The organism is Kitasatospora sp. NPDC032150 (assembly GCF_055579945.1).
This window is the reverse complement of the sequence record NZ_JBVIMH010000010.1, coordinates 25291-47976: the sequence shown is the minus strand read 5'-3', so window position 1 is coordinate 47976 and position 22686 is coordinate 25291. Positions and strand designations below refer to the sequence as shown.

General features: G+C 71.9%; 19 protein-coding genes. 12 read left to right on the top strand and 7 right to left on the bottom strand.

Annotated elements, in window-relative coordinates:
• The first annotated feature begins 282 nt into the window (after nucleotides 1-282).
• The 7 genes from ACZ5ON_RS14230 (at nucleotide 283) to ACZ5ON_RS14200 (ending at nucleotide 7326) form a co-directional block, all read left to right on the top strand.
• A complete protein-coding gene (locus tag ACZ5ON_RS14230; protein WP_465590810.1) occupies nucleotides 283-1299 on the top strand; it encodes a DUF4129 domain-containing protein in 1017 nt (338 codons plus the stop codon).
• Nucleotides 1296-1790, top strand: a complete 495-nt coding sequence (locus ACZ5ON_RS14225; RefSeq protein WP_465590807.1) for a hypothetical protein — start codon at nucleotides 1296-1298, stop codon at nucleotides 1788-1790. The genes ACZ5ON_RS14230 and ACZ5ON_RS14225 overlap by 4 nt, the downstream gene beginning before the upstream one ends.
• 25 nt (nucleotides 1791-1815) lie before the next feature.
• On the top strand, nucleotides 1816-2832 hold the full coding sequence (locus tag ACZ5ON_RS14220; RefSeq protein ID WP_465590804.1) for an AAA family ATPase: 1017 nt from the start codon (nucleotides 1816-1818) through the stop codon (nucleotides 2830-2832).
• 38 nt (nucleotides 2833-2870) lie between these two features.
• Nucleotides 2871-4259 carry a DUF58 domain-containing protein gene (locus ACZ5ON_RS14215; protein ID WP_465590801.1) on the top strand — a complete coding sequence of 463 codons (1389 nt, stop codon included), beginning with the start codon at nucleotides 2871-2873 and terminating at the stop codon, nucleotides 4257-4259.
• Nucleotides 4256-4789, top strand: a complete 534-nt coding sequence (locus tag ACZ5ON_RS14210; protein ID WP_465590798.1) for a hypothetical protein — start codon at nucleotides 4256-4258, stop codon at nucleotides 4787-4789. Before ACZ5ON_RS14215 ends, ACZ5ON_RS14210 begins: the two co-directional genes overlap by 4 nt.
• Nucleotides 4790-5873: 1084 nt before the next feature.
• Complete coding sequence (locus ACZ5ON_RS14205) at nucleotides 5874-6212, top strand: DoxX family protein (protein ID WP_465590795.1); 339 nt, start codon at nucleotides 5874-5876, stop codon at nucleotides 6210-6212.
• A gap of 307 nt (nucleotides 6213-6519) precedes the next feature.
• Nucleotides 6520-7326: an MOSC domain-containing protein gene (locus ACZ5ON_RS14200; protein WP_465590792.1), complete on the top strand. Its 807-nt coding sequence runs from the start codon at nucleotides 6520-6522 to the stop codon at nucleotides 7324-7326.
• Nucleotides 7327-7481: 155 nt separating this feature from the next.
• On the opposite strand, the gene ACZ5ON_RS14195 is transcribed toward ACZ5ON_RS14200, so the two are convergent.
• Nucleotides 7482-8135: a GNAT family N-acetyltransferase gene (locus ACZ5ON_RS14195; RefSeq protein WP_465590790.1), complete on the bottom strand. Its 654-nt coding sequence runs from the start codon at nucleotides 8133-8135 to the stop codon at nucleotides 7482-7484.
• 412 nt (nucleotides 8136-8547) lie between these two features.
• Nucleotides 8548-9348 (bottom strand): hypothetical protein, encoded by an 801-nt coding sequence (locus tag ACZ5ON_RS14190; protein WP_465590785.1) that lies wholly within the window; start codon nucleotides 9346-9348, stop codon nucleotides 8548-8550.
• Between the two features lie 257 nt (nucleotides 9349-9605).
• Here ACZ5ON_RS14190 and ACZ5ON_RS14185 point away from each other — a divergent pair, with 257 nt between their 5' ends.
• Nucleotides 9606-9929 carry a hypothetical protein gene (locus ACZ5ON_RS14185; protein ID WP_465590781.1) on the top strand — a complete coding sequence of 108 codons (324 nt, stop codon included), beginning with the start codon at nucleotides 9606-9608 and terminating at the stop codon, nucleotides 9927-9929.
• A gap of 125 nt (nucleotides 9930-10054) precedes the next feature.
• Here the strand turns inward: ACZ5ON_RS14185 and ACZ5ON_RS14180 are convergent, their stop codons facing one another.
• Nucleotides 10055-10957 carry a serine hydrolase gene (locus tag ACZ5ON_RS14180; RefSeq protein ID WP_465590778.1) on the bottom strand — a complete coding sequence of 301 codons (903 nt, stop codon included), beginning with the start codon at nucleotides 10955-10957 and terminating at the stop codon, nucleotides 10055-10057.
• Nucleotides 10954-11841, bottom strand: coding sequence for a LysR family transcriptional regulator (locus tag ACZ5ON_RS14175; RefSeq protein WP_465590775.1), 888 nt, complete (start codon nucleotides 11839-11841; stop codon nucleotides 10954-10956). The genes ACZ5ON_RS14180 and ACZ5ON_RS14175 overlap by 4 nt, the downstream gene beginning before the upstream one ends.
• A gap of 83 nt (nucleotides 11842-11924) precedes the next feature.
• Here ACZ5ON_RS14175 and bla point away from each other — a divergent pair, with 83 nt between their 5' ends.
• The 3 genes from bla to ACZ5ON_RS14160 all read left to right on the top strand — a co-directional run bounded on the left by bla (nucleotide 11925) and on the right by ACZ5ON_RS14160 (nucleotide 18334).
• Entirely contained in the window at nucleotides 11925-12833 is a 909-nt protein-coding gene (bla, locus tag ACZ5ON_RS14170) for a class A beta-lactamase (RefSeq protein ID WP_465590770.1), read from the top strand.
• Nucleotides 12834-13382: 549 nt separating this feature from the next.
• On the top strand, nucleotides 13383-16037 hold the full coding sequence (locus tag ACZ5ON_RS14165; RefSeq protein ID WP_465590767.1) for an amino acid permease: 2655 nt from the start codon (nucleotides 13383-13385) through the stop codon (nucleotides 16035-16037).
• 113 nt (nucleotides 16038-16150) lie between these two features.
• Nucleotides 16151-18334 (top strand): SpoIIE family protein phosphatase, encoded by a 2184-nt coding sequence (locus tag ACZ5ON_RS14160; protein WP_465590764.1) that lies wholly within the window; start codon nucleotides 16151-16153, stop codon nucleotides 18332-18334.
• Nucleotides 18335-18469: 135 nt separating this feature from the next.
• Here the strand turns inward: ACZ5ON_RS14160 and ACZ5ON_RS14155 are convergent, their stop codons facing one another.
• A complete protein-coding gene (locus ACZ5ON_RS14155) occupies nucleotides 18470-19309 on the bottom strand; it encodes a patatin-like phospholipase family protein (protein WP_465590761.1) in 840 nt (279 codons plus the stop codon).
• Nucleotides 19310-19470: 161 nt separating this feature from the next.
• On the opposite strand from ACZ5ON_RS14155, the gene ACZ5ON_RS14150 reads away from it, so the two are divergent.
• On the top strand, nucleotides 19471-20007 hold the full coding sequence (locus tag ACZ5ON_RS14150) for a diadenosine tetraphosphate hydrolase (protein WP_465590758.1): 537 nt from the start codon (nucleotides 19471-19473) through the stop codon (nucleotides 20005-20007).
• A gap of 115 nt (nucleotides 20008-20122) precedes the next feature.
• Here the strand turns inward: ACZ5ON_RS14150 and ACZ5ON_RS14145 are convergent, their stop codons facing one another.
• Nucleotides 20123-20875, bottom strand: coding sequence for an SOS response-associated peptidase (locus ACZ5ON_RS14145; protein ID WP_465591290.1), 753 nt, complete (start codon nucleotides 20873-20875; stop codon nucleotides 20123-20125).
• A 552-nt stretch (nucleotides 20876-21427) separates the two neighbouring features.
• Entirely contained in the window at nucleotides 21428-22378 is a 951-nt protein-coding gene (locus ACZ5ON_RS14140) for an NAD-dependent epimerase/dehydratase family protein (protein ID WP_465590755.1), read from the bottom strand.
• Between the last annotated feature and the right edge of the window lie 308 nt (nucleotides 22379-22686).

Below are 22686 nucleotides of genomic sequence, written 5' to 3'. Positions count from 1 at the left end.
TCCATCGCTCGATGTCGCCCAGCGCCAGGGCCGCCCTGACTCACCGACCGGAGCACTGCGCCCACCCTTGCGAGCCGTCTGTACCCACGGGTTCGGGGTGGCGGGATCCGAACCCGCGGCCCCGTCCTCTCGGTCCGTATGCCCGGTCGCCCGTAGTCATGTGATATCCAGTCAGACGGAATCGGTCGGGCGCTGACAGATGTTCGATCGTTGTGCGAGACTCCCTCTGACGACCGGTTCGGCGGTTAGTGCCGTGCCGGCACAGCGGGGGAACAGAGCGGCATGAGCACAGGTACGAGCCGAATACCGGATCGGCCGGCACGGCCACGGCTCGTGGTGGCGGCGCTGGTCGCGGGTGCGCTGGTGCTGGCAGCACTGGCACTGCAATCCGCCTCCGGTCAGGGGCCCGCGTCCAGGTCGGGGCCGCTCGCCGGACACCGGGTGATGGTCATGCTGCTGTCCCTGGGTTGCGCCGTCGGCGGTGGTGTGCTGACGGTCCACCACCGGAGGTCCGCCCGCGGGGCGGACACGGTGAGCCCGATGGCGTGGCGCCTGGCCTCGGCCGGGACGGTGCTCCTGCCGATCGCGGCGGTCATCGTGCCGATCACCCTGATGTGGCTCCTGGCTCCGCCCGCCGAGCAGGACGACAAGCCGACAGCGACCGGGCCCGGAGCTCAGGCGGTTCCCGTCACCCTGCCGCCGCAGGGGCCCTCGCAGATGCCCGGGCCGGTGCCCGACGGGCGGTCCGCCACCCGGCTCGACCTGAGCCAACTACTGGACGTGGTCGGCCTGTTGCTCGTGGTGCTCGCGGCCGTGGTCGGCGCCGTGGTGCTGTGGCGGCGGTTCGGCTGCCGCCGCCGCGAGCCGGAGTCGCTGAACCTCGGCAGCACCGAGCCGCTCACCGGCCGCGCCCTCGCCGATGCCGTCGACGAGGGCCGCCGGGCCCTGCACGGCGCCGACGTCCGCGCTGCGGTGATCGCCTGCTACGCCGCCATGGAGACGTCGCTGACCGACTCCGGAGTCGTCCGCCGGGCTTCGGACAGCCCGGCCGATCTGCTGCAGCGAGCGAGAGCGACAGGCCTCCTCGCCGGTCCGCAGGCGTTGGCGCTCACCGCGCTGTTCCGTGAGGCGCGCTACTCCAGCCATCCGCTGGACCCGGGCAAATTGGAATCGGCCCGAGCGGCGCTCGACGCCATCGCGGCCCAACTCGCGGAGCACGACTCCCGGACGGGCCAGGGCACGGCGAGAAGCCGGACGGAGCGTCGGACCGCGCGCCGGTCGGGGGCGGGAGCCCGGTGAGGCCGATCCTTCCTCCGGGAACCCCACGGATCCTCGCGGCGCTCTGCACGGTGGCCGGAGGTGCCGAGACGGCTCTCGCGCTGGTCGGCGGGCTCCGCGCGGCCGCCGCCGGAGCCGCGGTGATCACTGCCGTCGCCCTGGTCACCGCCCGCTACACGACGGGCTTCCACTCCCAGGACAGCGCGCTGCGTGGCCCCCTGCGGCTGATCGAGGAGCAGCGGGCCGGCCTCGGTGACTGGCGCCGGGTGGTGGAGAACGGACTGACGGGCCGGGGCGACGGCGCTGAGGTGCTCCGACAGCGGTTGCAGTGGCTGTACGCGGCCCGGCTGGCCGAGCGGCACGCCGTCTCCCTCCACGACCGGCCCCAGGCCGCTGCCGCCCTGGTCGGTCCCGAGGTCTGGCCGCTGATCGACCCCACGCGCCCCGTCATATCCGAACCCGTCCCCGCGCCGGTGCTCCGCGCCGCCGTGGACCGCCTCTCCAGCCTCTGACCGACAACAGCACCGTAGGAGCGCAGTGAGCAGCACCCATCCGACCGACGCAGGGCCGTCGACCCCGGCCCTGACTCCCCGCCAGGCGGGGGAGCGTGCCCGACGGATCCTCGACGAGGTCGGCCGCGCCGTGGTCGGCAAGGCCGAGACGCTCGAACTGGTGATGTCCGGCGTGCTGGCAGGCGGCCATGTCCTCATCGAGGACCTGCCCGGTCTCGGCAAGACCCTGTTGGCCCGCTCCTTCGCCACGGCGCTGGGCCTGGACTTCCGGCGGATCCAGTTCACGCCGGACCTCCTCCCCTCCGACGTGTCCGGCGCCCCCTTCTACGACCAGCGCAGCGGCGAGATGGTCTTCCGGCCCGGCCCGCTCTTCACCCACCTCCTGCTGGCCGACGAGATCAACCGCACCCCACCCAAGACCCAGGCCGCCCTGCTGGAGGCGATGGCCGAGTCCCAGGTGTCGGTCGACGGCGTCACCCGGCCGCTGCCGGACCCGTTCGTGGTGATCGCCACCGCGAACCCCATCGAGTACGAGGGCACCTACTCCCTCCCCGAGGCCCAGCTGGACCGGTTCCTGCTGCGGGTGCGGATGGGCTACCTGTCGGTGGCCGCGGAGGCCGCGATGCTGCGCGGAAGGCTGGACCGCGCCACTCCCGAGACGGTGCTGAGGACGCTCGCCGATCCCGACGAGGTGATGGCCATGCGGGCCGCGCTGGAGCAGGTCGAGGTGGACGACGACCTGGTCTCCTACGTGGTGGCGTTGATCGACGCCACCCGCTCGCACCCGCAGATCCAGGTCGGAGCCTCTCCACGCGGCGGCCTGGCACTGATCCAGCTCGCCCGTGCCCGCGCCGTGCTGGACGGCCGTGACTACCTGATCCCGGAGGACATCAAGGGCCTGGCGGTCCCCGCGCTCGCCCACCGCGTCACGCTGCGCCCCGAACTGTGGGTGCGCCAGATCGCCGCCGACGACGTGATCGCCGAACTGACCGAGAGGGTCGCAGCCCCGAACACGGTGCCCGGCCCGGCTGTTCACCGATGAGGCTCGGTCGGCCAGGCGGTTCGGTACAACGGACTCCCGTGCGGGCCACCCGGCGGACCGGACAGATCGACCGGTCCGTGCACGGCACGCCGAGAGACCAGGCGGACCGGCGCAGCGTGGTCCGGGCCCTGGGCCCTGCACCGGTCTCCACTCCCGCCGCTCTGCCCGCCGAACCCCCGCCCCACTGGCGAGCGAGCGAGCGGGCGCTGCGGCTGGCCACGGTGTCGGCGGTCGCCGGAGCCCTCGCACTGCTCACCGGGAGGTCCTGGCTGCTGGCCCTAGCCGCAGGTCCGGCCGTACTCCTGGTCCTGGCCGCGGCAGGCCGAAGCCGCCCGGCCCGGCTCGACGCCCGGGCCCAGGTCGGACGGCGCCGCGTCTTCGAGAACGACACCATCGACGTCCGGATCGAGCTCTCCTCCGACGGGGTCGTCGGCTGGGTCGATCCGGGCGTCTACGCCGGGCCCGGCATCGAGCTCGGCAGCTTGGAGACGACCGGTACGACGGTCGAACTCCAGCTCACCGCCCGTCGATGGGGCCGCTGGTCACTCGGTGCGGTGGACCTGGACGTCCACGACCGCGGCGGGCTGACCCGACGCACCGTCCGGGTCGACCTCGGCGAGGTCCAGGTCTTCCCGACACCCTCGCAGTCCTCGCTCACCCCCGTTCAGGTCCGGCTGCCCGAGCGGATCGGCGAGCACACCGCCGGGCAGAGCGGCGAGGGCGTGGAGGTGGCCGGGGTGCGTCCATACGTCCGGGGGGAACGTCAGCGGCGCATACACTGGCCCTCCACCAGCAGGCGCGGCACCGTCCAGGTCAACCAGTTCGTGGCCGAGCGCACCGCCGACATCGTCGTCCTGATCGACGCGTTCGGCGACTTCCTCGACCCGGCCCACGGCACCTCCAGCCTCGACGAGACGCTGCGCGCCGCCGCCGGGATCACCCGCGCGTACCTGCGCAGCCACGACCGGGTCGGCGTGGTCTCGGTCGGCGGCAGTACCCACTGGCTGAAGCCGGGAAGCGGGGCAGCCCAGTTCTACCGTCTCGTGGAGTCCGTCCTGGAGGTGCGCAGGGACCTCGGTTACCACGTCCCCGACATCCCCCGCCTGCCCCGGCCGGTGATCCCGGCCGACGCCCTGGTGTACGTGCTGACGCCGCTCGGCGACCAGCGCATCCTGGACGTGCTGCACGACCTGACGGAACGTGGCAACCCATTGGTGGTCATCGAGGTGCCGACCGGCGACCCCGAGCTCGACCCGCACGACACGATCGCTGACCTCGCCCTCCAGCTGTGGCACGCGAACTGCGAGGCCGTCCGGTTCACACTGCGCAGCCGGGGAATCCCGGTGCTCGGGCTGCGGCCCGGCGAAGGCCTGGACCTGGCGCTCGCACCGCTGCAGCGCGCCCGTATCCGTGGAAGGAACCGATGACCGACCAGCCGACCGCGGTCCGGCTCGCACGCAGCCTCGGGACAGCACTGGCCGTGGCAGCCAGCGCACCCGTCGCTCTGCCCGGAGGCCCGCTCGCCGCAGTACTGGTGCCGGCCGGTGCCGCGCTGGCGGCCTGGTGGGCGAGCCCGGCGACCGTACGGCGGCCCGTCGCGGTCACCTTCAGCCGACGCGCGCAGCTCGTCCGGCACCGGAACACGGCGCTCGCGGTCGGCTGCGTCCTGCTGTCCGCCGTGTCCACACCGCCGATCTGGGCAGCGGCCTGCGTGACCGCGCTGCTGCTCGGCTACCTGCTGTGCGTGGACGCGGCCGCCGGTCCGGCGGGGCTGCGACAGTTGCGCAGCCGCTGGGTTCCCGCCGCGGCGTATGCCGCAAGCGCCCTCGTACTGCTCGCCTCCTACGCATCCGTGGCCCCCAGCGGGTGGGGGCGGATCGTCGCGGCGCTGGCGGTGGCCTGTTCGGCCGTCGCGGTGGGACTGGCGCTCTGGTCCCGACGTCCGGACCAGGGCTGATGTCCCGTTGCGCCGAAGGCGAGTTACGGCTTCCGAGAGTCACGGTAGCCTCCGCCATCGCGGTCGACGTCACGGACGAGGAGCTCCACCCCGACGCGTTCCTTCCAGCGGACGAGCACCGGCCGGGATCCGGAGGCCCCTGGGTCCTCGGTGACGGGTGGACGTGCGTAACAATGCCCGTCGTGACTTCTGGTACAGATCGCCCCAGATGGTGGTTCGGGCTTCGAGCCGGCGTGTTCTTCCTCGTGGGTGGAGGTCTTGGGACTTTCGTTTACGGCACGGTCTCGCACCGGACGGTGGCCGCGCCGACATGGGGCGGCCTGCTCTTCGGAGCTGCCGTGGCGGCGACTCTCAGCGCGCTGTCTCCGAGGCGCCGGCGAGGGCATTGAGCAATGCGCCGGCCCGCGACGGGCCTCACCACCCGGCTGCTGCGAGGCGGTCGGGTGGTGAGGCGCGGTTGGCTGCGGGAGCCTACTACCGTCCCTGCTTCTTCCGGTGCTGCGCGAGGCTCGCTCCGATCAGGAGGGCCATAAGGCAGGGGGTTGTGACGGCTTTCGGGTCGTCCCCGAACAGCGGGGCGGCGAGCGCTGCGATCAGACAGGCGACCATAGATCCCACGAGGATCTTCTCCCCCGGGTCTTTCGGCCGCGTCCGTGAGGCCGTCGTGTGTTTCGCTATTCTCATCGTTCTCTCCTGTCTCCCAAGTGCTCGAGTACAGCTTAAATCTGACTGTTGATCATCTTATTGGCCAGAGGGGTGTGGTGACCGGCGGGAGGCTCTGCGAACGTGGTGGCGGGTGGGTGCGACACGGGACCCCTTGCTGCGTTCAAGGTCTGCCGTCTCCGGGGAATCAGGGCCTCGGTACGGGAGGTGAGCCACTGCTGCGCCTTGTCGTGGATGTCGACGGGGAGGCCGTCATCCGGCGACGGCACTCCGCCGGGGACTCGAACTTCCGCCGCGCTCCGGGCGAGTGGGAAATTCGTCTCTCCGACCTGTCACATTCGCGCGGGCAGCGGGGTCAGTCCAGTGAGGCCGCACCGAACCGGTTGCGGCGAACTGAGCCCGATGAGGAGCGCCTTCCATCATGTCCACCACATACGTCGTCGTCACCGTTCTGGGCGCCGTCATGGCCGGCTTCTCCGCCGGAGCCGTCTTCACCCGCGCCGGGTTCGTCGTCAAGCCCCTCGCCGACTACGGTGTCCCCCGCTCCTGGTGGCCCTGGCTCGGTACCGCCAAGGCTGCCGGAGCCGTGGGCGTGCTGATCGGACTGGCCGTCCCCGTCATCGGCACCCTTGCCGCCGTCGGTCTGATCCTCTACTTCCTGGGCGCCGTCATCACCATCATCCGCGCCCGCTCCTACGCCCACATCCCCTTCCCCCTCGTCTACCTCGCCCCCGTCGCCGCATCGCTCCTCCTGGCGTGAACAGGCCGACGCCGACGGCGCGGGCAGAGTGTGGGCGGCCGGGCCGTCCGACCGCCCACGATCACGGACCGCACGGTGGTCGGAGACGGTCGGTCCGCCCCCCGCCTGATCGGCCCCAGGAGAAGGACCGGGCCGGCGGGACCGGCGCCCGGTCGGCCTGACGGCTTCGCGCCGCTCGCGGAGACACGCTCGGTGGCGTGGCGAGTGCTCGTGGGCGTGGCACTTCTCGTGGCACTGGCCCGCCGGTACGGCGACGACCTGGCGGTCGACCGAGCCGCCGTCCACCGGGATCCGGCAGGATGGCGGGATGGAGATCGAACTGCTGTGCCGTTACCCGGTGAAGTCCCTGCTGGGGGAGGAGTTGCCACACGCGGAGGTGACCGAGCGAGGGCTGGTCGGGGACCGAGCGCTGGCCCTGCTGGACCTGGCGACCGGAAAGGTGGCCAGTGCCAAGTACCCCAGCCGCTGGCGGGAGTTGCTGCAGCTGTCGACGGTCACCGGACCGGACGGTGTTGAGATCACCGGGCCGGACGGGCTGAGGCTTCGTGCCGCCGAGGCTTCGGGCGCCTCGGGGGCGCTGTCCCGGCTGCTCGGGCGGGAGGTCGCGCTGATCGCCGAGCCGCCTGCCGACGGCGAGCTCGACCGGGCCGTACCGGAGGAGGTGCTCGCCGCCGGGGCAACGGCCGAAGTGCCCTACACCGTGAGCCGGTTCGGCAGGGGCGCGCCCTCCGGGACGTTCTTCGACTTCGCGCCCGTACACCTGATCACCACGGCCACGCTGGACCGTACCGGAGCGGTGTGGCGGAGGTACCGGCCCAACCTGGTGATCCGGACGGACCAGGCCGAGGGCTATACCGAGAACGACTGGCTGGACCGGGAGTTGCTGGTCGGACCGGACCTGCGGCTGCGGGTGACCGCGTTGACCCCGCGCTGCGCCGTCCCGACCCTGGCCCACGGCGAACTGCCGCCGGATCCCGAGGCGTTGCGAGTGGTTGCCCGGGAGAACCGGGCCGAGCCGATGCCGGGGACGGCCGCGCTGCCGTGCGCCGGGGTGTACGCGCAGGTGGTGCGGCCGGGCCGGATCGAGCAGGGGGACGCGGTCAGGTTCGGATGACGGCGGCACTGGCGGCTCACCCCGGACGCCGCACAGCCGAAAGGGCCATCCTGCCTGCAGCCGGGCAGCCTCTCAACAAGACGGGTCCGCCAGTACCGGGCCTGTTGGGTCGGCCGGGCCGCGGTGGGGAGTCGACCCCGTCGGGCCGCAGTGCCTCAGGAGTCGGTTTCGGAGGGCTCGAACCACAGGCTGGCCATGGGGGAGTGGGTGGTCCAGCCCAGTGTGGAGTAGAGCGCCTGCCCGTCCGGGGTGCCGACCAGCACGCCGGTGGTGGCGCCGGCCGCGTGGGCGGTGTCCTGCAAGGTCCGCATGACCAAGCTGCCGAGGCCTCGACGCCGGTGCCCCGGTGAGGTCTCGATCTGGTCGACGACGGCGGTGCGGCCGGTCGGGGCGACCTGGCCGCGCGCGGCGAAGTGCCCCTCGGTGGTGCGGACCAGCACGCGGGTGACACCGCCCCGAGTCCACTTGGTCAGGGTGTAGCCGGTCGGCACCTCGGGCCGCTCGGGTGCGAGCGGCACGGTCATCAGGAACCCGGGCTGGTCGAGCCGCCAGCCGGGCCCGAGCCACGGGCGTACGGTGTCGTCCGCCGCGAACAGCTTCAGCCACGTCCCGGGCGCACTCGTGTCGGCCACGATCTTGCGTACGTCGGCCTCGCGGGGCTCGGGCAGCACATGCCGCGACACATGTGCGGCCTGCCCCATGTCGATGGTCCAGCCCCACGGTTCGTCGATCGGATCGGACGCGCCCCGCGAGACGATCCAGCCATCGATCCACATCCGTACGAGCTCGTCGACCGTGACGTCGTACACCGCCGCCCCCTCAGCTTGTAATAGGTGAATGGCGCCAGCATATCTTACGAGGGGTCGCGAGAGTCGGCAGGGATTTCAGCGGTGAGCCGGATGCCCGGATGGGTTGGTACCCAGGTGAACCGCGCAGTGGTTCGCATCCCTGACGCACGTTGGTTGCGGCGACCGGCTGACACGGGCGTGGTGCGGCGGGCCGTCGGGGCGAACGCCGCTCTCGCCGCCGTGGGTGAAGCGGTGCTCGGTGAGGAAGCGGCGTGCACGCCGTCGGAGCGCGGCGGGATCGGCTGTTGACCACGCCTTCAGCCTCGAGGCGGCGCAGCACGTGCGAACCCGATCCTGGCGCGCAGGTGACGGGCAATGGAGTCAACGACACTAGGAATGGCGGGAGTTGGGATCGGTGGAACTTGCGGCCGGGTCAGCCGCAGTGGCTCCAGCCGCTGGTCCAGCTGCTGCCCCGGTACGAACCGCCCCATTGGACGCAGTTCTTGGGAGCGTGCTCGGTGACCGGGCCCGCGTAGTAGGTGAAGCTGCCCGGGTTGTTTGCCGAGGATCCGCCCTGGATGGCGAGGGTCGCGTTCATCGGAGCCGCGCCATCGGGGTGGTCCGGGAGCGTGACGACGCAGTTGTTCCCGGTGGCGCCGTTGAAGAGCAGATACACGCTCGCCCCACCAAGATTGTGGGAATCGACGACCTTGTAGCCGCTGCCGCACACCTGACCGGCGTTGTACGGGTTGGCGGGCGCAGGCGGTGGTGTCGGCCGACCCTTGGAGCCAGGGGTGCCGCTCGGGCTCGGGCTCGTCGCTGCCGCAGGGGTTGCCGCCGTCGGAATGGCCGGTCGGGAGGATGCGGCGCTCGGGCTGCCGGAGGCGCTGACCGGGGGCGACGCCTGCGCCGAGGGTGAGGATCCTTCAGCCGGGGCGGTCGGCGCGTTGGCATTGGAGTCGGCCGAGGGGCTGTGGGCGCCGTCAACCCGGTTGACTCCGCTGGCGGCGGGATGCGCGGCGTTGCCCCCCGAGCCGGAGACCTGGACCACGGTGGCGATGATGCCGCCGATGGCCGCGGTGGCCGCGACGCCGGCTGCCACCACACGGATCTGCTTGCGCCGCCGGGCCTCCTGCTCGTGACGCTCCGCCAGGGCCGCCCAGTCGGGCTGCGGCGTCGCGGTCACCAGCGGCTCACCGGTCCAGGCCGGTCCTGTTCCCCGTGTCTCCGTCATGATGCGACATCCTAGGGCCAGTCCGACGAGTCGCTTGACTGCTTGGTCTGCTGATCGTTCTGGTCGGCGTGGGGCAGGGTGGCTTGCTGATGGCTGATCGGAGGAGTCCTGCTGGATCAGTTGACTCGCACCACCCGGGTTTTGCAGTCCCGACTACGGCATCCAGGTTCCGCGCAACCGGGGCACCGATTACACGATGTGCTTCACCAAGGTCCGCCGTTAGGCGTAGCCCCGCCCGACCGCCCGCAGGAGCGGCGGTGGCTCGGCAGCGCCGGGCGGCCACCGAGGAGATCGGCAGTTCTGTCGGCGGCTGCTCTCCTGTCTCGCGGTGGTCCGTGGTCGGCGAGAGGCCGGTGTCCGCCGCGATCGAGGTGGCGGGCGCCGGTACCTGTCCGGACCTGTCGGGGCGATCAGGCGGATGGCCCATCCGCAGCAGGCCCGTCACCTGTGGCGAGCGCCCGAGCGTTCTGCCGGCTGTCGCCCAGGTCCGGCCGGCCGGTGTCGCCGGCGGCGTGTGGTCGGCGCGCAACGGCGAGCAGTTGCAGGCTGGTTACCACCAGTTCATCGGTTCCTGGCTGTAGGGTGCCCCACCAGATGCCGCAAGGCCCGACGGCGCCCGCCGCGTCCGTCAACTCCGATGTGGTTGAACGCCGTGCCGAGTTGGCAGGGCTGCCGGGCAGCTCGGACGCCGGCGCGTCCCCGTCGCTCACCACGCCCGCAGCTGATCGTGCAGGGACCGGGCCACATGCGCCATCACGGCCTCCGCTGTCGGCTGGGCGGCCGCGGGCACGGTGGACTCCGTCAGGGCCGCGACGGCGTAGCGCGAGCCGTCCTCGTGCTCGACCACCCCGATCTCGTGGCGCAGATTGAGCAGCGTGCCGGTCTTGGACGACCAGCGTGAGGCGTCCGAGCGGAAGTCGGGCGCGAGCCGGTGCCGGATGATGTTCTCGCTCATCAGCGAACGTACGTGCGCGGCGACGACGGCAGGGATCCGGGTGGGAACCCACAGGGCCTGGAGGAGGTCGACGCAGGCTCGGGCGGTCCCGGAGTTCGCGCGGCTGACGTCCAGTTGGAAGACCGGGTGCCCGCGCCGCGCGGTGCGGGAGCCGATCGCCAGGGACTGGGCGAGCTGCACCTCGCGCGCGTCGAACCGCTCCGCCGGGGTCCGGGTGAGCTCGCGCATCAGGTGGCGGACGGTGATCCCGGTGACACCGGCGTTCGCCAGGGTGTGGTTGACCTCGGCGGGTGGCACGAGGCCGAACAGGACGTCCGCCGCGGTGTTGTCGCTGAGCGCGGTGCTGAGGTAGAGCAGGTCCTCGACTGCGATCCGGGCGGGGTGGCGGAACCTGCTGAGTCCCACCGGACCCGCCGAGGTGATGCGCCCTGGCGGCACGTCGATCACGGCGGCCCCGTCGATCCGCCCGTCCTGGATGCGCTCCAACACGGCCGTCGCGAGCGGCACCTTGACCAGCGACGCGATCGGCAGCTCGACGTCCGGGTCGATGCCCAGCTCGTCACCGGTGGCCAGGTCCCGGACCAGGAACGATCCGGACAGCCCGGCGTCCTCGAGCATGGACCGCAGCTCCCGGACGGCCCGCTGTACGTTCAAGACTGCTCCCGTCCGTCGACCGGTACCCCGAGGCAGTGCGCGATCGGCTCCCACAGCTCCTTGCTCACACGCCGTACGTCGTCGCCGCTGCCGGCGCGCAGCTCGTAGCCGCGAGCGACCGGCGTACCCGCCAACGCCCGCCAGTACAGCCCCAGTTCGTCCGCCTGAGCGGACGAGCAGAGCAGCAGGGCGCCGGTGCGCATGATCTCCGACACCGCCGCGGTGAGCGAGGCCGCGACCGAGATCTGCGCGGGCAGGAGGGCGGCGCGGTGGCCGAGTTGCTCCAGACGGTCCCGGACGTGGGGCAGGTCGTCCTCCGGCTGGATCCAGATCCGCTGGAACGGGTGCCGCGGTTGCCGATGCCGGAGCGTCTCGATGCGCAGCGGCCGCGGATCGGTCCTGACCGCGGCGGCCACCCCGAGTGGTACGGCCCAGGTGGCCTCGTGCGGAGGAACGGCGACCAACGCCAGACGTACCTCGTGGGCGTTGAGCAGTTCCGTCCGCGCGGCCGGGCCGGCGGCACGCAGGCCGAGGACCATGCCCAGTTCGCGTGCGGCCGCGTCCAGCACGGCCAACTGCCGGACCGGACAGATCTCGGGGACCGCAAAGGCCATCGGCCTGAGCCTGGCCCGCTCGGCGTCGCACTCCAGCGAGTCCGCGAGCTCCACCAGCCGCTTCGCGGACGGCAGCAGGTCCCGCCCGAACGGGGTCAGCGCGGCGCGGCGGCCGGAGCGGTCGAACAGGAGGCCACCCAGGTGCCTCTCAAGAGCGGCGATCCGTCGGCTCGCGACCGGCTGCGGCACCCCGGCCGCCTCGGCGCCCAAAGTGAAGCTCCCCCGCTCGCCGACGCGCACGAACACCCGACACGCTCCGACCAAGTCCACTTCGGCATCGTATGCCGAAAACGCATAGAAGTTCACAGATCCGTCTTTGATTGCATGAGACGTGGGTCGGCAGGCTGTCGGCCATGCCTCTCATGAAGACCGGTGGCGCCCGGCTCGCCGTAGCCCTGCTCGCGGCCGCCCTCCTGACCGGATGCGCCCGGAACGACAGTCACGCGCCCGCGCAATCCCGCACCGCCGCCGCCACTACCCCGGCGGCCGACTCCTTCGAGCAGCTCGAGCAGCGCTTCGGTGCCCGGCTGGGGGTCTACGCGCTGGACACCGGCTCCGGCCGGGAGGTGGCCCATCGCGCGGACGAGCGATTCGCCTTCGCCTCCACCTCCAAGGCCCTGGCCGTCGGCGCCCTGCTGCGCCACAGCTCCGACGCGGACCTGGACCAGGTGGTGGCCTACCGCTCCGGGGACCTGCAGAAGTGGGCGCCGATCACCTCGAAGCACGTGGACACGGGCATGCGACTGCGCGAACTGGCCGCCGCCTCCCTGCAGTACAGCGACAACACGGCGGCCAACCTGGTCATGGACCGACTCGGCGGCCCCGGCGCGCTGCAACAGGAACTGCGCGGCCTCGGCGACACGACCACCGACGTCAACCGCACCGAGCCGACCCTCAACGAGGCAACCCCGGGCGACCCCCGGGACACAAGTACGCCCCGTGCGCTCGCCGCCGACCTGCGCCGCTTCGTCCTCGGCGACGTCCTTCCCGACGGCCGGCGGCAGCTGCTCACGGATTGGTTGCTGGGCAACACGACCGGTGCCCCCTACATCCGCGCGGGCGTCCCCGCGGGTTGGAAGGTCGGGGACAAGACCGGGAACGGCGGGTACGGCACCCGCAACGACATCGCGGTCGCCTGGCCGGGCGGCGGCGGCAGCCCCGTCGTCATCGCCGTCCTGTCCGATCGCGGCAGGGCCGACGCCACTTCCGACGACGCCCTGATCGCGCAGGCCACGAAGGCAGCACTGCGCACCCTCCGCTGATCACGGCTGATCGGTCGTCCGCCACGGGGCCGACCAGCTCGGCGATCGCCGGCTCCCGCTGGAACTCCCGGATGGGCTGCGAGGGCGGTGACGACGACGGCGTGCGCGGCCTGCCCATACAGATGGTGCCCACGAGCCGTGCGGCATAGCTCCGCTCCGGAACTTCGCCTGCCCTGCCCATAAGCGCTGAACGATTGACCATCGGGGCTCCTCGACCTGTCGAGCCGCCGGCCGCAGTGGGGCCGGCGCCTCCGCGGGATGCGGACCGTGCGTGACCGGTGGGTCGCGCACGGTCCTATTTCCCATGGGTGATCTTCTGTGGCGATGTTCACCTCCGGCGGAGGGACTCGGGCAGGCCAGCCCCTCGTCGGCCGGCGCCTGGGAGGAGCGTGGGGCTCCGCAGGCCGACTTCGGCGAAACTCCGCCACTCCCGGCGAGACCGGGCGGTCTGCTGCTGTGGCGGGCCTGAGCGGCCCCGGGGACAATGAGGATCATGAGCTCTCCCGATCGCGGGAGCTCTCCCGGCGAAATGCGGAGTTGGATTCGGATGTGAAGCTCTTCGGTGGTCCGGTCGAGTCCGCCGCGTCGCTCGCGCCCGGCCCCCACGCGGGTGAGAAAGGGCTCAAGACCGGCGCGCTGGGACTGTTCTCCTCGGTCGCCATGGGTTTGGCCTCCACCGCTCCGGCGTACAGTCTGGCGGCGACGCTCGGCCTGATCGTGGCAGGGGTCGGTCTCCAGGCCCCGATCATCACGATGCTCGCCTTCGTCCCGATGCTGCTGATCGCGTACGCCTACCGGGAACTCAACGCGAGCGACGCCGACTGCGGGACCACCTTCACCTGGGCCTCCCGCGCCTTCGGCCCGCGGATCGGCTGGATGGGTGGCTGGGGCATCATCGTCGCCGACGTCATCGTCATGGCGAACCTCTCGAAGATCGCCGGCATCTACGGCTTCCGGCTGCTGGGATTCACCTCGCTCGCCGAGAGCCGGCTGTGGACCACCGTCGCGGGGGTCGTCTGGATCGCCGTGATGACCGCGGTCTGCTACGCGGGCATCGAGGTGTCCGCGGCCCTCCAGCGCTGGATGGTGTGCATCGAGATGGCGGTGCTGATCCTGTTCGCCGTCACCGCCCTGGTCAGGGTCTACGCCGACGGTCCGCCGACGGCGATCCACGTCTCCGCCTCCTGGTTCAACCCGCTGCACGTGCCGTCGGTCAAGGCGCTGACCACGGGCATCCTCGCCGCCGTCTTCGTCTACTGGGGCTGGGACACCGCCGTCGCGGTCAACGAGGAGACCGCCGACAGCAGGCACACCCCCGGACGGGCGGCCGTCGTCTCCACCGTGCTGCTGCTGGGCATCTACGCCCTGGTGGCCACCTCGGCCCAGGCGTTCGCCGGAATCGGCACAGAGGGCGCCGGCCTGGGCAACAAGGCCAACTCCGGGGACGTGCTCTCCGGCCTGGGCGGCGCCGTCTTCGGCACCCGGGGCGCCGGCTGGTTCTTCACCGAGCTGCTCATCTTCACGGTGCTGACCTCGGCGGTCGCCTCCACCCAGACCACGATCCTGCCGCTGGCCCGGACCGTCTTCTCCATGGCCGCACACAAGGCCGTCCCCTCGAGCTTCGCCCGGGTGCACCGCAGGTTCCTCACCCCGACCTGGTCGACCGTCGGCATGGGCCTGGTCTCCGTCGCCTTCCTCGTCATGCTGACCGTGATCAGCCGGGACGTGCTGGCCGACTCCATCGACTCGGTCGGCCTCGCGATCGCGTTCTACTACGGCCTCACCGGATTCGCCTGCGTCTGGTACTACCGCAGGCTGCTCACCCGCAGCCCCCGTGACCTGCTGTTCAAAGGCCTGCTCCCGGGGTTGGGCGGGCTCATGATGCTCAGCCTGTTCTGCTACGCAGCCTTCGACGTCTACGCAGACCCGGACTACGGCGCGACCTCCTTCGACCTGCCGTTCATCGGACGGATCGGCGGAGTGACCGTCGTGGGCCTCGGCGCCCTGCTGGTCGGTATCGTCCTGATGCTGGTCATCACGCGGGAGCACACCGCCGCCCTCAGGCTGCAACGCGGCCTGCTGCCCCGCCGCCTGCCGCCGCTGACCGGGGTCGAGACGGCCAGCCGCTACGTGCCCGCCGACAGCCGCGCCGGGGTGGGCGGCGACTGGTTCGACGTCATTCCGCTGTCGAGCACCCGGGTCGGCCTGGTGGTCGGGGACGTGCTCGGCCACGGGCTGCGCGCCGCCGCCACCATGGGCCGCCTGCGCACGAGCGTGCACGTCCTGGCCCGGCTCGACCTCGCCCCGGACGAACTGCTCGCTCACCTGGACGACGTGGTCGGGCAGACCGCCGAAGAGCAGAGCGCCGAGGAGCGGGCACAGGGCCACGGCGGGGGCAGACCGGGGACCGGCGGCGACGAGGCCCTCGGGGTCACCTGCCTGTACGCGGTGTACGACCCGGTGTCCGGCTGGTGCAGCATGGCGCGCGCGGGCCACTCGCCGCCCGCCGTCGTCGACCCTGCCAGCGGCGCCGTCAGCTATCCGAGCCTCCCGGCGGGCCCGGCCCTGGGCCTGGGCGGGGTGCCTTTCCAGAGCGCGGAGTTCCAACTGCCGGCCGGGAGCCTGCTCGCCCTGTTCACCGACGGTCTCGTCCAGGCCCGGGACCACGACACCGAAACGGGGCTCCGCCTGCTCGCCGGAGTCCTCACCCGCTCCCGGCGCCCCCTGGAGGAGCTCTGCGACAGTACCGTGGCGGCGCTGCTGCCCGGCCCGGTGGACGACGACGCGGCCCTGCTCCTGGTCCGTACCCGGATGCTCGGCCGGCACCAGGTGGCGGTGTGGGAGCTGGACTCCGACCCCGCCACGGTGGCGACTGCCCGGGCCGCCGCGAGCGGGCAGCTGTACGAGTGGGGGCTCGAGGAGCTGTCGTTCACAACCGAGTTGGTCGTCAGCGAGCTGGTCACCAACGCCATCCGCTACGCCTCCGCCGGGCCGATCCACGTCCGGCTGATCCGTGACCGCAGCCTCGTCTGCGAGGTCTCCGACACCGGCCACACCTCGCCCCACCTGCGCAACGCCGCCGCGGACGACGAGGGCGGCCGGGGCCTGTTCATCATCGCCCAGCTCACCCGGCGCTGGGGCACCCGCTACACCCCCACCGGCAAGACCATCTGGGCCGACCAGCCCCTGCCGAGCATGGAGTGAGGCCGGCCCGGGCGAGCCGGGCTCATCACTGCCAGGGACCGCCGTGCGGCGGTGTGGCAAAGTGGGGTTGAGCGCACCGGCGCAGGTGGGGCAAGCAGGGAGGTGGCCCTGTCATGTCAACACAGTCCGATCGTCTCGGTCCGACCACCGCACACCCCGCACTCCTGCACCCGTACAGCGAGGTGTACACGGACCTGTTCGGACAGACTCCGGTGATCTTCGCCGCGCTGAGCGGCCCCAGGCACGTGCTGCAGGCGGCGAACCCGGCTTTCTTCGACGCCTTCACGGGTGGCCGGCCGGCCACCGGCCGGCCGGTCGGTGAGCTGGTTCCGGAACTGGCCCAGCAGGGCGTCCTCGAGCGGCTCGACGAGGTGTACCGCACCGGCACCGTGTACCGGAACCGGGGCGGGCGACTCGTGCTCGGCGGACCGGTGGCCCGCCGGGAGGAGTTCTTCGACGTCACCTGTGAGCCCCGCCGGGATGCGGTCGGCCGGGTCGACGGGCTGGTGGTGATCGCGGTGGAGACCACCGCGTACCACCACGCGCAGCTGCTGGCTGCCGAGCAGCGCGCCCTGCTGGAGCAGATAGCCCGCGACGCCCCGTTGGGCGAGATCCTGGGCGGCATGGCGAGGGCGATCGAGGAGCTCTCCCCAGACATGATCGTCTCGGTGCTGCTCGTCGATTCCGACGGCCGCCACCTGCGCCACGGCACCGCCCCACGCCTGCCCGACTTCTACAACGAAGCAGTCGACGGGATAGCCATCGGTGACAGCACCGGCTCCTGCGGTACGGCCGCCTACCTGCAGGTACCCGTGATCGCCAGCGACATCGCCACCGATCCCCGGTGGGAGGGTTTCCAGGATCTGGCGGAGCGAGCGGGGGTCGCAGCGTGCTGGTCGACGCCGATCCACGGCCTGGACGGACGGCTGCTGGGCACCTTCGCGATCTACCACCGCACCCCCAGGGCACCCGAGGACAAGGATCTGGCGCTCAGCGCGGCCTTCGCGCGCATCGCCGCCCTGGCGATCGAGCGCCATCACGCGGTGGAGGCGAGCCGTGCCGCCCAGGCACGGGAGAAGGCGGCCCGTGAGGATCTGGCCTTCGTCCTGGAGGCCAGTACAGCCATCGCGTGCGAGCCGCACTACTCCGACTGCCTGGAGCGACTGTCCCGGCTGACCGTGCCGGCCTTGGCGCCGCTGTGCGCCGTTCACGTGGTCGAGCACGGCCAGATCCGACGGATCGCCGTCGCCGCCGCCAGCCGAGCCGAGGAGGACCTGCTCGACCGCCCCGAGCTACGGGTCGAGATCGACGCCGCGGTCTCCCGCGTGCTGGCCCGTGGTGCCACCGAGACCGGCCGGGCCGGCGCCCGTCCGGGCGGCCTGCCCGCGCGGCTCGGCACCACCGGCTACGTGTGCGTGCCGCTGGCCACCCACGGCCGCATCTTCGGTGTACTGACCCTCGTGGCCACCGACCAGCCGCTGGACGACCACACCGTCGCCCTGGCCGAGGAGCTCGCCCGCCGGGCCGCTTCCAGCGCCGACAACGCCCGCCAGTTCACCGACCGCGTCCGACTCGCCCGCGACCTGCAGGCCGGCCTGCTGCCTCCCGAACTGCCCGAGATCCCCGGCGCCGTGCTCGCTGCCTCCTACCACCCCGCCGGCGAAGGACTCGACGTCGGCGGCGACTTCTACGACGTCTTCCCGCTTCCCGACGACCGCTGGGCGCTCATGATCGGCGACGTGTGCGGACGCGGCGCCCTGGCCGCCACCACCACCGGCATGGTCCGCCACAGCGCACGTACCGCCGCCCGCCTCCTCAACGACCCGGCGGCGGTGGTCGCCGCCATCAACGACGCTCTGACGGATCACGCGGTCGGAGACGACTGCTTCGTCTCACTCGTCTACGGCGAACTGCGGCACACCTCATCCCACCTGGCACTGAACCTGATCCGGGCCGGCCACGTACCCCCACTCGTGCGCCGAGCCGACGGTACGGTCGAGGAACTCACCCAGCCGGGCCTGCTCCTGGGCGTCGGCCCCGACTGCGACCCGTCTCCCTGCAGCGTCGAGCTGTACCCGGGCGACAGCCTGATCCTGGTCACCGACGGCATCACCGAGGCCCGTTCCCGCAGCGGCGAGCTCTTCGGGGAGGAGCGCCTGGCCGATGCCCTCGGCGGACTCAGGACCTCGTCCCCCACCGCCGGGAGGCTCCTCGAGTCGGTCTCGGCCGCGGTCGCCGCCTTCGCCGGTGACGCCACGCACGACGACCAGGCCGTGCTGGTCCTCACCGCCTGCTGACCGTGGAACCGCTTGCGGGGCGGGAGCGTTCGCGAAAAGGGCCGGCTGCCAGGAGAGGGGCGATGGGTGCCCCGGTATCCGCCGGGGCACCCATCGCGCTTCGCGGCCCGGGCGCCGCGGTCTCGGCTCCGGACGTCAGCCGTGCCACAACTCGGCCACCGAGGCGGCCAGCGCAGTGGCCTGGGCGTGGCCCGCGCGGGCGGCGGCCGGGCGGCGTGTGTCGTCGGCCAGGTTGCGGCCCATCGCGCGACGCGCGGCACGGTCCGGGGAGAGCAGGATGACCTGCGCCCCGCCGCCGGACAGTTCCGCGGCCTGCTGCTGCGCGCTCGGATGCGGGCCGACCGGGTGGGGGATCGGCACGACCGCCAGCACCCGGCGGTACCCGCGGGCGAGCTGGAGGTTGGCGGTCGAGCGGCTGCCGCCATCCAGCCAGCGTCGGCCCGCTACGGTGACCGGTGGCCAGACCACGGGCACGGCGCAGCTCGCCGCGACCGCTTCGAGGAGTGTCACTCCGAAGCGCGCGTCGAACACCTCGACCGCTCCGCTCCGCGCGTCGACGGCGGTGATCCGCAACTCCCGCTCGGGCCAATTGAGTACGTCGCCCAGAAGTGCACCGACCGTCTCGAAGACGTCAGACTCCGGGCCGGTGCGGGCTCGCAGCGCCGCCCGGGCGAGGCGTTCCACGGACCGCTGCGGATCGCGGGAGCCGAGCGCCGCCCAGAGGAAGCGCGCCGTCTGGCCGACTGTCACCGGGAGGTGGACCGCGTCCGCCCCGGAGAGCTGGCGCTCGTACAACTCCGAGGCCGGGACGCCGGACCGGAGCCGGGATCCGAAGATCGCCCCGGCGGAGGTGCCGATCACGACGTCGGCCCTGGTGAGATCGATCCCGGCCTCGGTGAGTCCGGCGAGCACCCCGGTCAGCCAGGCCCCGCCTACCGGCCCGCCGCCGCCGAGCACGAGTGCGGTGTCGGCCACGCTTCCCCTTCCGTGAACTTCCGTGGGCGTCCGCGGACTTCCACGGAGCGGCAAATCGGGGACTGGCCCCCGGTTGCTCGCCCGACGATAGCACTCGTACTGGGGAGCGTTCCCCGTTACCGGAGTCGAGGCGACCAAGGGGGCGTTGCACAGTCCGATCCATGACCGGCGACTGGCAAGCGGACAGGATCGGCAGTGCGCTTCGAGGGGTGAACCCCACCGTGCTCCGGCGCCTCGACGCCGGGTTCGCTGTGATCGGAGACGTTCAGTTCCTGCCCGGTTACTCGGTCCTGCTGACCGACACGCCCGGTGCACAGCGGCTGTCAGACCTGCCCCGGCCGAAGCGGATGGCGTTCCTGGGTGACATGGAACGGCTCGGCGAAGCCGTCGAACGCGCCTGCACACGGCTGGATCCGGCGTTCCGCCGGGTGAACCTGGAGATCCTCGGCAACACCGACCCCTTCCTCCACGCCCACGTGTGGCCGCGATACGAGTGGGAACCTTCGGACCTTGTGGGTGGGCCGGTGTGGCTGTACCCGCGGCAGCGCTGGCACGGCGAGGAGTTCGCACTCGGTCGCCAGCACGATGAGCTACGGGAGGCGATCGGAGCCGAGCTGGACCGCCTGACTCAGGTGGCGCGGGCCGAGTCGGTGCCAGGGCAGACACCGAGACCGCCACGAGACTACCGATCTTGGTGACAGCCATGTAGCAGCCAAGCCTCAACTGCGGGCCTTCCAAGGGACGGGCGACCCGGATGGGAACTCCCGTCGCACTGCATCGGGGGCCCCTCGACCGCGGGCAGTCGCCGCACCGTCAGTCCTCCACGCCCTCAGGGGGAGGGACCTCCTCCAGCAGCTGCGGCCCGTTGTTCCGCACGCTGTTGACGGCGGTCGAAACCGGCCGGGCGATGAGATGGCCGCCGGCGGGCTGGGCGAGCAGGTCCCGCAGATGCCCGGCGTCCTGGTGCTCGGGGTTCAGCCAGTCGTCGATTGCGTCCGGCGCGACGGCGAGTGGCATGCGGGGGTGGATCCGGCCGGCGGCGTCGGTGGCCTCGGTCGTGATGATCGTGGTCGTGGCGAGCCAGGCATCGGCGTGGTCGTCAGGGAGGTCGCGATTGCGCCAGAACTCGAACAGCCCCGCCATCGGCATGAGCGAGCCGTCCTCCGGCGCAATGAAGTACGGCTGTTTGCGAGGCCGCCCGCCGGCCGGAGCGGCAAGGGTCTGCCACTCGTAGAAGCCGTCCGCCGGAAGCAGGCACCGTCGGGCGGCGAACGCCTTGCGGAAGGACGGCTTCTCGTGGACCGTCTCCACCCTGGCGTTGATCAACTTGCTGCCGGTCGACGGATCCTTCGCCCATGACGGCACCAGCCCCCACCGGAGCGCACGCAACTGCCGAACCGGCTCCGGCCCCTCGTCGCGAACCGGCCGCTCCAGCACCGCCCACACGCGGTCAGTCGGCGCCACATTCCAGCTGGGCGCCAGCGTCTCCACCGGCGTCCACCGCGTCACACCGAACAGCTCGACGAGGTCCTGCGGAGTGGAAGTGGACACGAATCGACCGCACATGACTTCACCGTGCCACATCATCAGCCCGCTACGAAGCGGCGACGCGCTCGTCGGCTCTCCGCTGCCGCCAGTGATGTCACCGGTGAGGATCGGCATCGGCAAGTGTTCGAGAGCGATGGTGCTGATGTGGCAGCGAGAAGGCCGGCACCGGTCGATCAGGGGCCGCGGCAGCCCTCGGAGAGAAGGGGGCAAGCAGGATGACTACGAAGTCACTGGCGGACGTCCGGAAGTGCAGCTGCTTCCGATAGTTTTGGAGCTCCGAGGACACGGAGAAGCCGGGGCCCGGATCGGCCGACTCCAGTTTGAGCGTGTAATTCGGGTCGGCCCGGGCCGACCCGCGGGCTTGTCGCCCGCATCGACATCGCAAACACGACAACGTCGGCCCTCAAGACCACGACCAGGTGCTGAAGGCCGACGTCACGCACACGGGCCCGGGGATTCGCCGTCAGACCGGGCGTTGTCCCGGCCGGCCGATGACGGAGCTCGGCTGGGCCAATGGCCCAGCCGTTCAGGCCGTTGTGGGCCGGCACCGCGTACAGGTGGCGAGCGGGCTCATGCACCCGTCGCCGGGGTGGCGAGCCGCTCGCGCCACCACTCCACGGTGGCCTTGAGCTGCTCCTCGACCGGGGTGGCGCACACCGTGAACGCGGACTCGTAAGCGGACGAATCCAGCACGAACGGCCGGTCGAACTGATGGCGGACTTCCCGCAGTTCGCGGATCAGGGGTGAGAAGAGCGACGCCAGGCCCAGTACCGCCGGCGACAGCCGCCGCACCGCTACCGGGCCCGTCTTCGCATCGGCGGCAACCCGGTTGACCATCTCCCGGATCGACGCGGCGGGGGCCGTAGGCACGTGCCAAGCCCGTCCCCAGGCCCGTTCCTCGCCCGCGACCTCGACCAACGCCCTCGCCACATCGGGGAGATAGGTCCAGCTGTGCGGCGCGTCCGGGTCGCCGAGCACCGTGACGGGCTTGCCGTTCAGCAGACGCGGCATGACGCGTGCGGCCAGGTGGCCTCCGTCGGTCACGCCGGGGCCGAAGAAGTCCGACGCACGTACCTCGACCGCCCTGATACGGCCCGCCTCGTGCAAGGTCCGCGCCTGCTCCCAGAGCGCCGCCCGTACCCGTCCCTTCGGGCCGGTCGCCGCGAGGGGCAGGTCCTCGGTGACGGGACGGTCCACCGGGCCGTAGCCGTAGAGGTTGCCGAGCATGACCAGGACGGCTCCGGTCGCCTCGGCCGCCGCGCAGATCGACGAGGCCAGCGGCGGCCACTCGGTCGCCCAGCGGTGGAGGGGCGGCGCGCCGCAGCTGTGGATCGCGGCGGCGCCGTCGACGACCTCGGTCAGCCGCGCGGAGGCCGTCGCGTCCAGCGCCACATGCTCGATGCCGGGCTCCGGCGGACGGCCCGACCTGGTGACCACGCGTACCGAATGCCCCAGCTCGGCCAGCAGCCGAGCGGTGGCCGCCCCAGCGGGCCCGTATCCGACAACCACATGAAAGCTCACCCCCACACAGTAGCCGGGCCGTCAAAGCCGGTAACACGGGCACGATGAAGGGTCGTTGAATTGACGTCGGCAGACGGGAGTCCACTCCGGCGACGCTAGCCGTGGCGTGGCCGGTTGGGTGACCTGTTGGGTGAGTCGATGAGTGGCCCGAAACATCCTGACCGGTCCCGGTTGAGGGACTGCCGGTCCCAATCGGCCAGGCGTCCGCCGTGCGGTCCGCTGCCCGCCACCGTGACCGCGGCCGGGCGAGCCCTGTTGCCCGCCCGGCGCGGTCGGTCAGCTCCCTCGGGGTGCCCCGGGACTTCCGC

Coding starts and splice junctions, on each gene's coding strand:
- ACZ5ON_RS14205 (WP_465590795.1), top strand. CDS start 5,874: ATGTCCACCACATACGTCGTCGTCACCGTTCTGGGCGCCGTCATGGCC.
- ACZ5ON_RS14150 (WP_465590758.1), top strand. CDS start 19,471: ATGACCGGCGACTGGCAAGCGGACAGGATCGGCAGTGCGCTTCGAGGG.
- ACZ5ON_RS14145 (WP_465591290.1), bottom strand. CDS start 20,875: ATGTGCGGTCGATTCGTGTCCACTTCCACTCCGCAGGACCTCGTCGAG.
- ACZ5ON_RS14210 (WP_465590798.1), top strand. CDS start 4,256: ATGACCGACCAGCCGACCGCGGTCCGGCTCGCACGCAGCCTCGGGACA.
- ACZ5ON_RS14160 (WP_465590764.1), top strand. CDS start 16,151: ATGTCAACACAGTCCGATCGTCTCGGTCCGACCACCGCACACCCCGCA.
- ACZ5ON_RS14230 (WP_465590810.1), top strand. CDS start 283: ATGAGCACAGGTACGAGCCGAATACCGGATCGGCCGGCACGGCCACGG.
- bla (WP_465590770.1), top strand. CDS start 11,925: ATGCCTCTCATGAAGACCGGTGGCGCCCGGCTCGCCGTAGCCCTGCTC.
- ACZ5ON_RS14200 (WP_465590792.1), top strand. CDS start 6,520: ATGGAGATCGAACTGCTGTGCCGTTACCCGGTGAAGTCCCTGCTGGGG.
- ACZ5ON_RS14190 (WP_465590785.1), bottom strand. CDS start 9,348: ATGACGGAGACACGGGGAACAGGACCGGCCTGGACCGGTGAGCCGCTG.